General features: G+C 67.5%; 15 protein-coding genes. 13 read left to right on the top strand and 2 right to left on the bottom strand.

The window, feature by feature from the left end:
• The coding region (locus tag QOJ24_RS13265; protein WP_526261850.1) for an LLM class flavin-dependent oxidoreductase at positions 1-386 on the bottom strand (386 nt) is incomplete at its 3' end.
• A 105-nt stretch (positions 387-491) separates the two neighbouring features.
• Here QOJ24_RS13265 and QOJ24_RS13260 point away from each other — a divergent pair.
• The 10 genes from QOJ24_RS13260 to QOJ24_RS13215 all read left to right on the top strand — a co-directional run bounded on the left by QOJ24_RS13260 (position 492) and on the right by QOJ24_RS13215 (position 9,495).
• Positions 492-875 carry a hypothetical protein gene (locus QOJ24_RS13260; protein ID WP_526261848.1) on the top strand — a complete coding sequence of 128 codons (384 nt, stop codon included), beginning with the start codon at positions 492-494 and terminating at the stop codon, positions 873-875.
• Positions 876-944: 69 nt separating this feature from the next.
• Positions 945-1,472, top strand: a complete 528-nt coding sequence (locus QOJ24_RS13255) for a hypothetical protein (RefSeq protein ID WP_526261847.1) — start codon at positions 945-947, stop codon at positions 1,470-1,472.
• A complete protein-coding gene (locus QOJ24_RS13250; RefSeq protein ID WP_526261845.1) occupies positions 1,441-2,604 on the top strand; it encodes a type III PLP-dependent enzyme in 1,164 nt (387 codons plus the stop codon). The genes QOJ24_RS13255 and QOJ24_RS13250 overlap by 32 nt, the downstream gene beginning before the upstream one ends.
• Positions 2,605-2,666: 62 nt before the next feature.
• Positions 2,667-3,797 carry a dimethylsulfone monooxygenase SfnG gene (sfnG, locus tag QOJ24_RS13245; RefSeq protein WP_526261843.1) on the top strand — a complete coding sequence of 377 codons (1,131 nt, stop codon included), beginning with the start codon at positions 2,667-2,669 and terminating at the stop codon, positions 3,795-3,797.
• Positions 3,798-3,914: 117 nt separating this feature from the next.
• Positions 3,915-4,784, top strand: a complete 870-nt coding sequence (locus QOJ24_RS13240; protein ID WP_526261841.1) for a DUF5336 domain-containing protein — start codon at positions 3,915-3,917, stop codon at positions 4,782-4,784.
• A 61-nt stretch (positions 4,785-4,845) separates the two neighbouring features.
• On the top strand, positions 4,846-6,312 hold the full coding sequence (locus tag QOJ24_RS13235; protein ID WP_526261839.1) for a cell division protein PerM: 1,467 nt from the start codon (positions 4,846-4,848) through the stop codon (positions 6,310-6,312).
• Positions 6,313-6,321: 9 nt separating this feature from the next.
• Positions 6,322-6,951, top strand: coding sequence for a phosphoribosylglycinamide formyltransferase (gene purN, locus QOJ24_RS13230; RefSeq protein WP_526261837.1), 630 nt, complete (start codon positions 6,322-6,324; stop codon positions 6,949-6,951).
• Between the two features lie 14 nt (positions 6,952-6,965).
• A complete protein-coding gene (gene purH, locus QOJ24_RS13225) occupies positions 6,966-8,549 on the top strand; it encodes a bifunctional phosphoribosylaminoimidazolecarboxamide formyltransferase/IMP cyclohydrolase (protein ID WP_526261852.1) in 1,584 nt (527 codons plus the stop codon).
• Positions 8,550-8,561: 12 nt separating this feature from the next.
• The gene (locus tag QOJ24_RS13220) at positions 8,562-9,215 is read left to right on the top strand and encodes an LpqN/LpqT family lipoprotein (RefSeq protein ID WP_526261835.1); all 654 of its coding nucleotides are present in this window, start codon (positions 8,562-8,564) and stop codon (positions 9,213-9,215) included.
• Positions 9,216-9,279: 64 nt separating this feature from the next.
• Positions 9,280-9,495, top strand: a complete 216-nt coding sequence (locus QOJ24_RS13215) for a hypothetical protein (protein ID WP_526261833.1) — start codon at positions 9,280-9,282, stop codon at positions 9,493-9,495.
• On the opposite strand, the gene QOJ24_RS13210 is transcribed toward QOJ24_RS13215, so the two are convergent.
• Entirely contained in the window at positions 9,496-9,624 is a 129-nt protein-coding gene (locus QOJ24_RS13210) for a hypothetical protein (RefSeq protein ID WP_526261832.1), read from the bottom strand.
• Between QOJ24_RS13210 and QOJ24_RS13205 the strand changes: the two genes are divergently transcribed.
• The 3 genes from QOJ24_RS13205 to QOJ24_RS13195 all read left to right on the top strand — a co-directional run.
• On the top strand, positions 9,623-10,555 hold the full coding sequence (locus QOJ24_RS13205) for a hypothetical protein (RefSeq protein ID WP_526261830.1): 933 nt from the start codon (positions 9,623-9,625) through the stop codon (positions 10,553-10,555). The two genes, QOJ24_RS13210 and QOJ24_RS13205, sit on opposite strands and share 2 nt — an antisense overlap.
• 84 nt (positions 10,556-10,639) lie before the next feature.
• Positions 10,640-12,022: a sigma 54-interacting transcriptional regulator gene (locus tag QOJ24_RS13200; protein WP_526261828.1), complete on the top strand. Its 1,383-nt coding sequence runs from the start codon at positions 10,640-10,642 to the stop codon at positions 12,020-12,022.
• The coding region (locus QOJ24_RS13195) for a vWA domain-containing protein (RefSeq protein ID WP_526261827.1) at positions 12,015-13,665 on the top strand (1,651 nt) is incomplete at its 3' end. The genes QOJ24_RS13200 and QOJ24_RS13195, both read left to right, overlap by 8 nt.

Below are 13,665 nucleotides of genomic sequence, written 5' to 3'. Positions count from 1 at the left end.
TTGTGGTCAGCGAGTTCGTCGGTGTTCCAACCGAATCCGACGCCGAGGCTGACTCGGCCACCGGAGAGGTGGTCGAGGGTGGCGATCGACTTGGCCAGCGTGATCGGGTCGTGCTCGACGGGCAGTGCGACGGCCGTCGACAGCCGCACCCGCGACGTCACCGCGCATGCCGCGCCCAGCGACACCCACGGGTCAAGCGTGCGCATATAGCGGTCGTCGGGCAGCGACTCGTCGCCGGTGGTGGGGTGGGCGGCCTCCCGCTTGATCGGGATATGGGTGTGTTCGGGCACGTAGAACGTCGTGAACCCGTGTTCGTCGGCCAGTTTGGCCGCCGCCGCCGGGTTGATTCCACGATCGCTGGTGAACAGAACAAGCCCGTAGTCCATACCCAGAATTAGAACGTGTTCCAGTCTGGCGGGCAAGGGCGGGGTGTCGAAGCGGCGCATTTCGGCCGCGATCGCACGGTCGAAAGTGTGCGAAGGTGTATTGAAATGCCCAACGAACAGGACAAGGCCGTCGAATCGGCGGTAGCTGCGATGGCTGCAGGTGCGCCGTCCGATTGGGTCAGCCTGCGCGCGGTATTCACCCCGGTGAAGGCGTTCGCCACCGTCCACACCGAGTCGGCGAACGAAGCGGTTCGATTGAACATCTCGCCGGAGGCCTTGGGGGACATCGCTTCGCATCAGCGGCGCGCAGCCGAAATCGGTGAGCCGTGGCATCGGCTGGTCATCGACTTCGACCGCTCGGGGCGGCTTTCGGTGCGTGCGATACCCGAGGCCGACCCACGCCTGCGCCTCGTCACGCGGCTGCTCTTGCTGGCCGCACTGCTTGTTCTCGCAGTGGGCGCAGTGCACGTGCTCATAGTTTTGGCGTAGCGGCCCGCCACAGAATGGAGTAGTGCCTTACTCGCGACGGGTCTGCCGCCAGGCCGAACACTTCAAGGCATGCAGGCCAGGAGCACCGCCCGACACAAACTCATGGAATGGGTCCGTCGCTACCTGCCGTGTGAGATCGCGGGCACGGTCGGCGAGCTCGGCGGCGCCGCTGTCGCATACTGGCTCACCGGTTCGGTGGCCGCCGCCGCGATCATCGCGACCGTCGGCGCATCGGCCGGCTACTACGCCGCCGCCTACACGAGCGCTGTTCGCTGGGCGTACCGGGAGTACAACGGCCGGCCGACGGCGACGCGGCTGGTCGTCGCCAACCTGTTCGCGTTCCGCAGCGTCGCCATCGAGTTCGGCCCCGCCGAGCTGATCGACAGCATCGCGATCCGGCCGCTGGCCTATTACTTCGGGCCGATGATCTTCGGCAATGTGGCGGCGGGCTGGATCTTCGGAAAGCTCCTCTCCGACATCGGGTTCTACGCCCTCGCCATCGTCAGCTACGAGCGCTTCAACGGTCTGCTGGCGGGGCGCCGCACAACAACCGAGGAGGTCAGCGGTGAATCCGTCCCTGCGGTCGCAATGGCGTGACACGCTGCGAGCGAGGTCCGAGACCGAGAGCTGGCGCGCGCTCATCGCGCAGCACGGCACACCCCTTCTTGTGCTCGATCCCTACCGAGTCGTCGAGCAGTGCCGACTGCTGAAGTCGCAGCTGCGTGGGTTCGGGCTGCACTACGCGGTGAAGACGTCACCCCATCCGGCGGTGCTGCGGGCGGTCGCCGCCAGCGGCTGCGGCTTCGACGTCGCGACGAGGGCGGAGATCGAACTCCTTGGCTCGCTTGGCCTTCCCATCGACCGGTGCATCAACACCAACCCGGTAAAGAAGCTCACCGACATCGACCACGCCTACATGGCCGGTGTTCGCACCTTCGTCGTCGACAATCCGATCGAAGCCCAGAAGTTCGCGGGGCTGCCCGCCGACATCAACATCCTTGTGCGGCTCGCGTTCCCGAACCCGTCGGCGAAATCGGATCTGTCCGTCAAGTTCGGTGTAGACCTCGCCGACGCCGAACTGGTCGTCAAGCATGTATTGGCTACCGGGGTTCGATTCGCGGGCTTCAGCTTTCACGTCGGAAGCCAGGGGTCAAACCCGCAGGCGTACGGCACTGCGCTGCGCGGCACGCTGGAGCTTGTCACCCACATCACCGAAACACTGGGCGTCGCAACCGAAATCATCGATATTGGCGGCGGCTTTCCGGTGAGCTATCGCGAGGCGATGCCGCCGATCGACATGATCGCAGACGTCGTCGACCAGACGCTCGGTGACCGGCGCGACGAGTTCACATTGTTGGCCGAGCCCGGTCGGATCCTTGCCGCCGACGCCATGACGTTGCTGACCGGTGTGGTGGGCAGTGCCGTGCGCGACGGCCGCAATTGGCACTATCTCGACGACGGGATTTACGGCAGCTACTCCAATGTGATGACCGAGGACGTGCACCCGCCGATCCTCTCGCTGCGAGAGGTCCTCGACGGCCCCATCGACAGCGAGCCTGTCGTGCTGGCGGGCCCCACCTGTGACAGCGCAGACGTGATCGCGTGCGACTACCCGATGCCGACGCTGAACGTCGGCGACGTGGTGGTCAGCCCGATGATGGGTGCCTACACGTCGGTCACGTCGTCGCGCTTCAACGGAATCCCCGCCACGCCGATCGTCGAGGTCTGACTTTCCGTCAGGCAGAGCGTTACCCACGACGTATGCCCACCGCGCTGTTGTCATGACAGACCATGACGACCGAACGGATCGCCGACCACGTCCAATTCGCGTACTGGGTACCCAACGTCAGCGGTGGGCTGGTCACCAGCGACATCGAGCAGCGGACCGACTGGGGTTACGACTACAACGTCAAGCTCGCCCAGACCGCGGAGAACAACGGCTTCGACTACGCGCTGTCCCAGGTGCGCTACGAGGCCAGCTACGGCGCCGAATACCAGCACGAGTCGACGAGCTTCAGCCTGGCGCTTCTGCTGGCAACTCAGCGGCTCAAGGTGATCGCCGCCGTTCATCCAGGCCTCTGGCAGCCCGCCGTGCTGGCCAAGCTGGGCGCCACCGCCGACCAGCTGAGCAACGGGCGGTTCGCCGTCAACGTCGTCTCGGGCTGGTTCAAGGACGAGTTCACCCACCTCGGCGAGCCGTGGCTCGAGCACGACGAGCGATACCGCCGCAGCGCCGAGTTCCTGCAGGTTCTGCGCAAGATCTGGACCGAGGACGACGTCGATTTCCGGGGCGACTTCTACCGCATCCACGACTTCACCCTGAAGCCCAAGCCGCTCAACACCCTGCAGCGCCCCAACCCCGAGATATTCCAGGGCGGCAACTCGACGGCGGCGCGGCGCAACGGCGGCCTCTACTCCGACTGGTACTTCTCTAACGGCAAGGACTTCGATGGGGTGACCGAGCAGATCGTCGACGTGCGTGACCACGCGCGCGAGGCAGGCCGCGAGGTGAAGTTCGGGCTGAACGGCTTCATCATCGCCCGCGACACCGAGGCCGAAGCACGTGACACTCTCCGCGAAATCGTCGACAAGGCCAACCGGCCTGCTGTGGAGGGGTTCAAAGGCGCCGTACAACAAGCTGGCAACTCGACCGCCGACAAACGCGGAATGTGGGCCGATTCGACGTTCGAGGACTTGGTGCAGTACAACGACGGGTTCCGCACACAACTGATCGGCACGCCCGAGCAGATCGCGGAACGTATTGCGGCGTATCGCAAACGGGGCATCGACCTGATCCTCGGTGGCTTTCTGCACTTTCAGGAGGAGATCGAGTACTTCGGATCGCGGGTGCTTCCGCTCGTCCGCGAAATCGAGAACGCAGAGGAGAAGGGGGCCGACGCTCCTGTGCTTGTCTCTGCATAAAGCTCGGTGCGCTAGCGTGGTGTGGAAACGCACATAGGTGTCCGCATTCACGAATCGTGATCGGCGTTCCCACGCAGTGCCGCGCGCAGCGGCGCTCGAACAAAAGCAGGAGAGGTCATGACCTACCCGCCCAGCAGCTCCGGATATCCGCCCGGTCAGCAGCCGACAACTCAGTTCAGCGCCCCGACCCAGCAGTTCGGCAAGCCCGAGCAGCCCTCGGCGCAGAGCCCCGCCGCGACCGCCGCCGGGCCGAGCAAGCTGCCGTTCATCCTCCTCGCCGCCATCGGCGTACTCGGTCTGCTGGTGTACCTGTTCAGCTTCGGTCCCCAGTTCAAGATCGAGAGCACCGACTTCCCGCAGCTGGGCAGCGCCACCGGCACGTCGCTCGGACTCGGCCTCGCCGTCGTCGCTGCGCTGCTCTCGGCGCTGATCGCGGCGGCCAGCCTGCTGCCCAACCAGAAGGCGCCGGTCGGCATCATTGCGGCAGTCGCCGTGCTGGCGTTCCTGCTCGTGATCGCCGAGGTCATCCAGACGCCGGACGGCGTCAGCCTGGGCTGGGCGCTGTATGTGGTGATTTTCCTGACATTGGTCCAGGCCGCGCTCGGTATCGGCGCCCTGCTGCTCGACTCGGGCATCATCAAGGCGCCGGTGCCCAAGCCCAAGCAGCCGAAGTACGACCAGCCGCAGTACGGCCAGTACGGCGGCCCGAACCAGTACTACGGCCAGCACGCGCCGCTCCAGGGTGGACAGCAGCAGCGTCCGCCATACCCGGGTCAGTACGGCGGCGGCTACTCGGGCGGCCAGCCATCCGGCGGTGGCTATGCCGGTATCGGTCAGCAGAGCGGCCCGCCGACCCCGCCGACCGGTTTCCCGACGTACGGCCAGCCGCAGGCGACGCAGTCCGCGCCGGCCGGCCAGAGCCCCGGGCAGCCGCAGTCGTCGTCCTCGTCGCCTTCGTCGAGTCAGTCCGACAACTCGCCGTCATAATCTCCGGCCGCGCGAGCGTGAATCCCGCGCTCGCGAGCAAAGAACTGCTATACCGCTAGTGGTGGAGAACAGGTCGGTCGGCAGTCGCCAGGCTCGCGACCTGTTCCGTGTTGCCTTCGGCCCCTCGGCGGTGGCGCTGGTCATCATCGCTGCAGTGGTGCTGCTGCAGCTGCTCATCGCCAACAGCGACATGACCGGCGCGTCGGGCGCGATCGCCAGCATGTGGCTGGGCGTGCACCAGGTACCGGTGTCGATCGGTGGCCGTGAGCTGGGCGTGATGCCGCTGCTGCCGGTGCTGGCGATGGTGTGGGGCACCGCGCGCAGCACCGCCGCCGCCACCCCGCCGCAGGGGTCCTGGTTCGTCATCCGGTGGATCGTCGCGTCCGCGCTGGGCGGACCGTTGCTGATCGCCGCCATCTCGCTGGCCGTCATCCACGACGCCTCGTCGGTGCTGACCCAGCTTCAGACGCCCAATGCGCTGCGGGCGTTCTCAGGGGTGCTGGCCGTACACGCGATCGGCGCCGCGATCGGTGTCAGCTCCCGCGCGGGCAGGCGCCTGGTGACCCTGGCCGGGCTGCCGAGGTGGGTGGCCGACGCGGGACGGCCCGCGAGGGCCGGGGTGTTGGCGCTGTTCGGGTTGTCCGGCCTGGTTACGTCGCTGTCGCTGGTGGTGCACTGGTCGACGATGCATGAGCTGTTCGCGATCACCGACTCGGTCTTCGGCCAGCTGAGCCTTTCGCTGTTGTCGGCGCTCTATGCGCCCAACGTCATCGTCGGCACGTCCGCCGTCGCGGTGGGGTCCAGCGCGCACGTCGGATTGGCGACGTTCAGTTCGTTCACCGTGTTCGGCGGCGACATACCCGCGCTTCCGGTGCTCGCGGCGGTGCCGACGCCGCCGCTCGGCCCGATCTGGGTGGCGCTGCTGATCGTCGGGGCCGCGTCGGCCGTGGTGGTCGGCCAGCAGTGCGGACGACGGCCGCTGCCGCTGTTGCCCGCGCTGGGCAAGCTCATCATCGCGTCCGCACTCGCGGCGGTGACGATGGCGCTGCTGGGGTACGCGGGCGGCGGCGAGCTGGGCAACTTCGGCCACGTGGGGGTGGACCAGGCCACGTTCGGGCCCGCGGTGTTCCTGTGGTTCGTGGCGATCGGAGGGCTGACCATCGCGATGGCGGGCGGCATCGTCCGCGCCCCGAGAACCGCCACGCCCCGTCCGGTGCCGGTCGAGGACGTCGAGCCGGATGACGAGCCCGAACCGTACCCAGAATCAGAACCGGAGCAAGAAGCCGAGTTCGAGCCGGCCTTCGACGCCGAACCGGACGCTGAATCCGACCTGGAACCCGCCTTCGAGCCGCTGGCGGACGAGCTGGTCGACGAGGACCCCGTCGACTTCGAGCCGACGCCGGTGATCCGCACCCTGCCTCCCGGATTCGACGATCACCTGCCCGATCCGGAGGACCTGGAGTACATCGACGACGACGACGCCACGCAGGGCCGCACTGGCGACAAGGGCCGCCCGGCCGACGATTAGGCTCGTCGCGTGCAGCAACCCCTCCGTGTGCCGCCGAGCGCACCGGCGCGGGTGGTGGTGCTGGCCTCCGGCACCGGTTCGCTGCTGGAATCCCTGCTCGAGTCCGCTGTCGGCGACTACCCGGCCCGCATCGTCGCCGTCGGTGTGGACCGTGACTGCCGCGCCGTCGAGGTGGCCTCGGCCGCGTCGCTGCCGAGTTACCGGGTGCGGCTGGGCGACTACCCCGACCGCGAGGCGTGGGACACTGCGATCACCGACGCGACGGCCGAGCACGGTCCCGACCTGATCGTGTCGGCTGGCTTCATGAAAATCCTTGGGCCTCAGTTCCTTTCGCGCTTCATGGGCCGGATTCTCAACACGCATCCCGCGCTGTTGCCTGCGTTCCCCGGCGCACACGCCGTGCCCGACGCGCTGGCGTACGGCGTCAAGGTGACCGGCTGCAGCGTGCACCTGGTGGACGCGGGCACCGATACCGGGCCGCTGCTGGCCCAGCAAGCCGTCGAGGTGCTCGACGACGACGACGAGGCCACCCTGCATGAGCGGATCAAGGTCGTCGAACGCAGACTGTTGGTGGATGTCCTGGCCGCGCTGGCAACGGGCGGAGTGACGTGGACTGGGAGAAAGGCGAAAATCGGATGACGGACAGCGGCGGGATGGTGGCGCCCAGCGCCACCAGTGGCGGGCGCAAGCCGATTCGACGGGCGTTGATCAGCGTCTACGACAAGACCGGCCTTCCCGAACTGGCCAAGGGCCTTCACGACGCGGGCGTCGCCATCGTCTCGACCGGGTCGACCGCCAAAACCATTGCCGGCGCTGGTGTTCCGGTGACGCCGGTGGAGGAGCTCACCGGGTTCCCCGAGGTGCTCGACGGCCGGGTCAAGACGCTGCATCCGCGCGTGCACGCGGGGCTGCTTGCCGACCTTCGGAAACCCGAGCACGCCTCCGCGCTCGAGGAGCTCGGCATCGAGGCGTTCGACCTCGTTGTGGCGAACCTGTACCCGTTCACCGAGACGGTCGCCTCGGGTGCCGACGTCGACGAGTGCGTCGAGCAGATCGACATCGGCGGCCCGTCGATGGTGCGGGCGTCCGCGAAGAACCACCCCAGTGTGGCCGTGGTGGTGGATCCGCTCGGCTACGACGGGGTGTTGGCGGCGGTCCGTGCCGGCGGTTTCACGCTCGCGGAGCGGAAGATACTGGCGTCCTTGGCATTCCGCCATACCGCTGAATACGACGTCGCCGTCGCCAGCTGGATGGGGGAGGTGCTGGCTCCCGAGGAGCCCGCGCAGAAGCTGCCCGCCTGGTACGGCGGAACGTGGCGCCGCACCGGTGTGCTGCGCTACGGGGAGAACCCGCATCAGCAGGCGGCCCTCTACAGCGACGACGCCGCGTGGCCGGGCTTGGCACAGGCCGAGCAGCTGCACGGAAAAGAGATGTCCTACAACAACTTCACCGACGCAGACGCCGCGTGGCGGGCCGCCTTCGACCACGAGCAGATCTGTGTGGCGATCATCAAGCACGCGAACCCGTGCGGCATAGCGATCTCGTCGGAGTCGGTCGCCGACGCGCACCGCAAGGCCCACGAGTGCGATCCGCTGAGCGCGTTCGGCGGCGTCATCGCGACCAACACCGCCGTCAGCGTGGAGATGGCCGAGACGGTCGCCGACATCTTCACCGAGGTGATCATCGCGCCGGCCTACGAGGACGGCGCGGTGGAAGTGCTTGCGCGCAAGAAGAACATCCGCGTGCTGGTGGCTTCGGAGCCGTTGGTCGGCGCCATCGACATGCGGCCGATCAGCGGTGGCCTGCTGTTGCAGCAGCGCGATGCGCTCGACGCGCCGGGCGACGACCCGGCGAAGTGGACCCTGGCGACGGGTGAGCCCGCTGATCCGGCCACGCTCGCCGACCTGGTCTTCGCGTGGCGGTCCTGCCGCGCGGTGAAGTCGAACGCAATCGTCGTCGCCGCCAACGGGGCCACCGTCGGTGTCGGCATGGGTCAGGTGAACCGCGTCGACGCCGCCCGGCTGGCGGTGGAACGCGGCGGCGACCGGGTACGCGGCGCGGTGGGCGCGTCCGACGCGTTCTTCCCTTTTCCCGACGGTCTGGAGACGCTGACCACCGCCGGGGTCAAGGCCATCGTGCATCCCGGCGGCTCGATGCGCGACGAGCTGGTCACCGAGGCGGCGGCCAAGGCCGGTGTGACGCTCTACGTGACCGGGGCGCGCCACTTCGCCCACTGATAAGTTGCCGCCATGGCGATCGCGGCACGTGCGGCGACGGTGGTCTTCGGGGTCACCGCGATCATGTTGGCCGGCGCCTGCACCCGCGTGGTCGACGACGCCCGCGTGGTCGCCGCACCCGACATGGGCAAGGCGCCGGCATCCGCGTCGGACTGCACGAAGGTCGACGCGCCGATGACCTCGATCCCCGATCACACCGACGAAGAGCCCGTGATGAAGATTCCGCAGCCGGAAGGCTGGGAGCGGGTGACGCTGATGGACTCCGAACTCGTCCGGTTCTCGATGCGCAACGGGGCCATGGCCAAGGACGGCTTCGCGCCGACGGCGGTCGTCACGCTGGAGAGCCATCCGGGTAACTCCGAGCCGCGCGCGGTGTTCGATGCGCAACAGGACGCGCTGAAGTCCGGCATCGGCGCCACCGACATGATCGTGCGCCAGGCCACTCTGTGTGAGCTGCCCGCCGAGACCGTCGTCTACAACGCCCCGCAGATGGGCATGCTGCCCCCGCATCCGGAGAGCATGCTCACCGCGGTGATGCACACCGAGAACGACACGTATGCGATGACGATGACGGTGCAGAGCACCGACCCGGGCAACCCGGCGTATCAGCGCGACGCCGAGACGATCCTGACCGGCTTCCAGATGCTCCCGCCGTCCGACCGCTGAATTTCCCTGCGAAATCCGCGCTGCAGAGCCAGCATGGATGAATTCAGTTCGTCGGGGGGCAGCCATGGCACAGCAGACACCGTGGGCGATTCTGAGGTGCAAGTGGAATGGCACCGACAACGAACCACTGTCGGGTACCTACCTGAACGACATGTTCACCACCGCAGGCGCGGGCACGCGCAACATCATCGAGTTCTTCGATCTGATGTCACACGGCCGCGTGGATGTCAGCGGATCCGAGGTCTTCGACTGGATCACGTTGCCGTACAAGCGTTTCTGACTACGCGGGCAATGTCGTCACGGCGCCAAAGGGGCAGATCAACCGCACCGGCCTGGTGACCTCGGCACGCGCGACGGCTGCCGCCGCCGGGATCGACGTGACAAAGTTCTTCGGCGCGGTCATTGTCATGAATGCCCCGACAGATCTGTTCGGGGAGCTTGGCGGTTGGGGTGCGGTGTGCGATGAGCTCAGCTGCCAGCCGTTTGTGGTGGCGCAGGAGATGCTCCATGTCTACGGGCTCGACCACTCGCGGGAACGCTTGTTTCCCGACCAGGACTACCGGGACCTGTGGGACACCATGTCGGCCGGCACGTGCTACTACATCCAGGGCGGCCCGTACGGCAGCTGGGGACCTGGCCTGAATGCCGCCAACATGCAGAGGCTCGGCTGGTTGGACCGATCCCGCGTGCTCTCGTTGCGATCGACCCCGCCGTTCGCGAAGCGAACCGTGCAGCTTCGGCCGTTGCACGCCCGCGAACTTCCCGGATATCTGGCAATCGAAGTCGACGACGGGTTCATCATCGAATTCCGGGACCTGCACGGCTGGGATGCGGCCGGTCAGGAGCCTGGACTGCTCGTGCACACCTTCGAGGAGAACCACTCTTATCTGGAGGCCGGGCCCTCTCTCGGTCAGGACGAATACATGAAGGGCACGCAGTGGAGGCCGCTGCCGGACCTTGAATACGTTCAATTCACCGTGGACGACATCGACACGGCGGACCGAATCGCGACAGTCACCTTCGAGTACAAGCCGGGCCGGGAGATTCACGACGAGCTCAAGGTCGGCGGGAATCTGACGCTCCCGTGGGTCGACGGCGGCGGTTTCGTCGGCGTAGGCAGCCGTGTCGTCGCCATCCCGCCAGGCGACGAACTGAACCCTGTTCTCGACAAGCTGGTCACATATCGCTGCGCAACCGGGCTCCGCGACGTCGCGGCGCGTGCCGCTGTGCGCCGGGAGGTGATGGAGGATATCGCCGCCTTTGCGCACACCGAACTCGAGCGGTTGAACGCACCGATCACGCGTTCCCCCGCGCCGCCGAAGGAGCATGACCCGGAGTGACAGCGGACACTGCCGCGGGGCGCCGTCATGTTCGCGTAAGGCGTAGCCGCTGCCGCAGATCCCGAGCAGTCGTAGCGTGGAGTAGTGACCCCATCTAATAATCTGCCCCGGACCGTCGGCGAGCTGCGTGCCTCCGGCCATCGCGAGCGGGGTGTGAAGGACGAGATCCGCGAGAACCTGCTGGCCGCGCTGGCCGAGGGTCGCGACCCGTGGCCCGGCATCCTGGGCTTCGAGGACACCGTCCTTCCACAGCTTGAGCGGGCCCTGATCGCCGGCCACGACGTCGTGCTGCTCGGCGAGCGCGGCCAGGGCAAGACGCGACTGCTGCGCTCGCTGTCCGGTCTGCTGGACGAGTGGACGCCGGTGATCGCGGGCTCCGAGCTCAGCGAGCACCCGTACACGCCGATCACGCCGGAGTCGATCCGGCGGGCGGCCGAGTCGGGCGATGACCTGCCCATCGAATGGCGGCATCGCGGCGAGCGCTATTTCGAGAAGCTGGCCACCCCGGACACCAGCGTGGCCGACCTGGTCGGCGACATCGACCCGATCAAGGTGGCCGAGGGCCGCAGTTTGGGTGACCCGGAGACCATCGCCTACGGGTTGATCCCGCGGGCGCACCGCGGCATCTTCGCAATCAACGAGCTGCCAGACCTCGCCGAGCGCATCCAGGTGTCGATGCTGAACGTGATGGAGGAGCGCGACATCCAGGTGCGCGGCTACACGCTGCGGCTGCCGCTCGACGTGGTAGTCGTCGCGAGCGCGAACCCGGAGGACTACACGAACCGCGGGCGCATCATCACCCCGCTGAAGGACCGGTTCGGCGCCGAGATCCGCACGCACTACCCGCTGGCGCTGGCGGCCGAGGTCGGCGTGATCACGCAGGAGGCGAATCTGGCCGCGGAGGTGCCGGAGTACCTGCTGCAGATCCTGGCCCGCTTCGCCCGGCTGCTGCGTGAGTCGAGCTCGATCGACCAGCGCTCGGGTGTGTCGGCGCGCTTCGCGATCGCGGCTGCGGAGACGGTCGCGGCGGCGGCACGGCACCGTTCGGCGATTCTCGGCGAGCAGGATCCGGTGGCGCGCGTGGTCGATCTCGGCACGGTGATCGACGTGCTGCGCGGCAAGCTGGAGTTCGAGTCCGGCGAGGAAGGCCGCGAGCAGGCGGTGCTCGAGCATCTGCTGCGGCGTGCGACGGCCGACACCGCGCAGCGGCTGCTGGGCGGCATCGACGTCGGTCCGCTGGTAGTGGCGATCGAAGGCGGCACGGCGGTGACGACGGGCGAGCGGGTGTCGGCCCGCGACGTGCTGGCCGCGGTGCCGGAGGTGCCCGCGATAGCCCAGGTGCAGAAGAAGCTCGGCGCGACATCCGACGGCGAGCGCGCCGCTGCCGTCGAATTGGCGCTGGAGGCTTTGTATCTCGCGAAACGGATCGACAAGGTGTCCGGAGAGGGCGAAACCGTCTATGGCTAGGGGCCTGCATCGACGGGGTGGGCGATCGTCCCGTTACTCCGGCTATACCGGCGGCCCTGATCCGCTGGCGCCGCCGGTCGACCTGCGCGAAGCCCTCGAGGCGATCGGGCAGGACGTGATGGAGGGCTCGTCGCCGCGTCGCGCGATGCAGGAACTGTTGCGGCGCGGCACCCAGAACATGCGCGGTGCCGACAAGCTGGCCGCCGAGGCCAACCGTCGTCGCCGGGAGCTGTTGCAGCGCAACAACCTTGACGGCACCCTGCAGGAAATCAAGAAGCTGCTCGACGAGGCGGTGCTGGCCGAGCGCAAGGAACTAGCGCGCGCGCTGGACGACGACGCCCGTTTCCAGGAGATGCGGATCGAGTCGCTGCCGCCGTCGCCGGCCAAGGCCGTGCAGGAGTTGTCCGACTACGAGTGGCGCAGCGAAGAGGCCCGCGAGAAGTACGACCAGATCAAGGACCTGCTCGGCCGCGAGATGCTCGACCAGCGATTCGCAGGCATGAAGCAGTCGCTGGAGAACGCCACCGACGAGGATCGTCAGCGCGTCAACGACATGCTCGACGATCTGAATGACCTGTTGGACAAGCATGCCCGTGGCGAAGACAGCCAGCAGGACTTCGACGACTTCATGAAGAAGCACGGCGAGTTCTTCCCGGAGAACCCGCAGAATGTCGATGAGCTGCTCGACTCGCTGGCTCAGCGTGCGGCGGCGGCACAGCGGTTCCGCAACAGCCTGTCGCCCGACCAGCGCGCCGAGCTGGATGCGTTGGCGCAGCAGGCATTCGGTTCGCCGTCGTTGATGAATGCGCTCAACCGGCTCGACGGGCATCTGCAGGCGGCCAGGCCGGGTGAGGACTGGAACGGCTCGTCGCGCTTCTCGGGCGACAATCCGCTCGGCATGGGCGAGGGCGCGCAGGCAATGTCGGACATCGCCGAGCTGGAACAGCTGGCCGAGGCGCTGTCGCAGAGCTATGCCGGCGCGACGATGGACGACGTGGACCTCGAGGCGTTGGCCCGCCAGCTCGGCCCGGAAGCTGCTGTCGATGCGCAGACACTGTCCGAGCTGGAGAAGGCGCTGGTCAACCAGGGCTTCCTGGACCGGGGATCCGACGGGCAGTGGCGGCTGTCGCCGAAGGCCATGCGCCAGCTCGGGCAGACAGCGCTGCGTGATGTGGCGCAGCAGCTTTCGGGACGGGGCGGCGAGCGTGAGACGCGCAGGGCGGGCGCAGCGGGCGAGCTGACGGGCGCGACGCGGGCGTGGCAGTTCGGCGACACCGAACCGTGGAACGTCACCCGCACATTGACCAATACCGTTCTGCGGCAAGCGGGCACGGGTGCGGCCGTGCCGCCGCTGCGGATCACCGTCGAGGACGTCGAGGTGTCGGAGACCGAGACGCGTGCGCAGGCGGCGGTGGCCCTGCTGGTGGACACCTCGTTCTCGATGGTGATGGAGAACCGCTGGTTGCCGATGAAGCGCACGGCGCTGGCGCTTAGCCATTTGGTGAGCACCCGGTTCCGCTCGGATGCGTTGCAGATCATCGCCTTCGGCCGATACGCGCGGACAGTCTCGCCCGCAGAATTGACCGGTCTGGAGGGCGTCTACGAGCAGGGCACCAACCTGCACCACGCGCTCGCCCTTGCGG

The organism is Mycobacterium sp. (genome assembly GCF_032159775.1).
GTDB lineage: Bacteria > Actinomycetota > Actinomycetes > Mycobacteriales > Mycobacteriaceae > Mycobacterium.
This window is presented reverse-complemented; position numbering and strand designations above follow the sequence as displayed.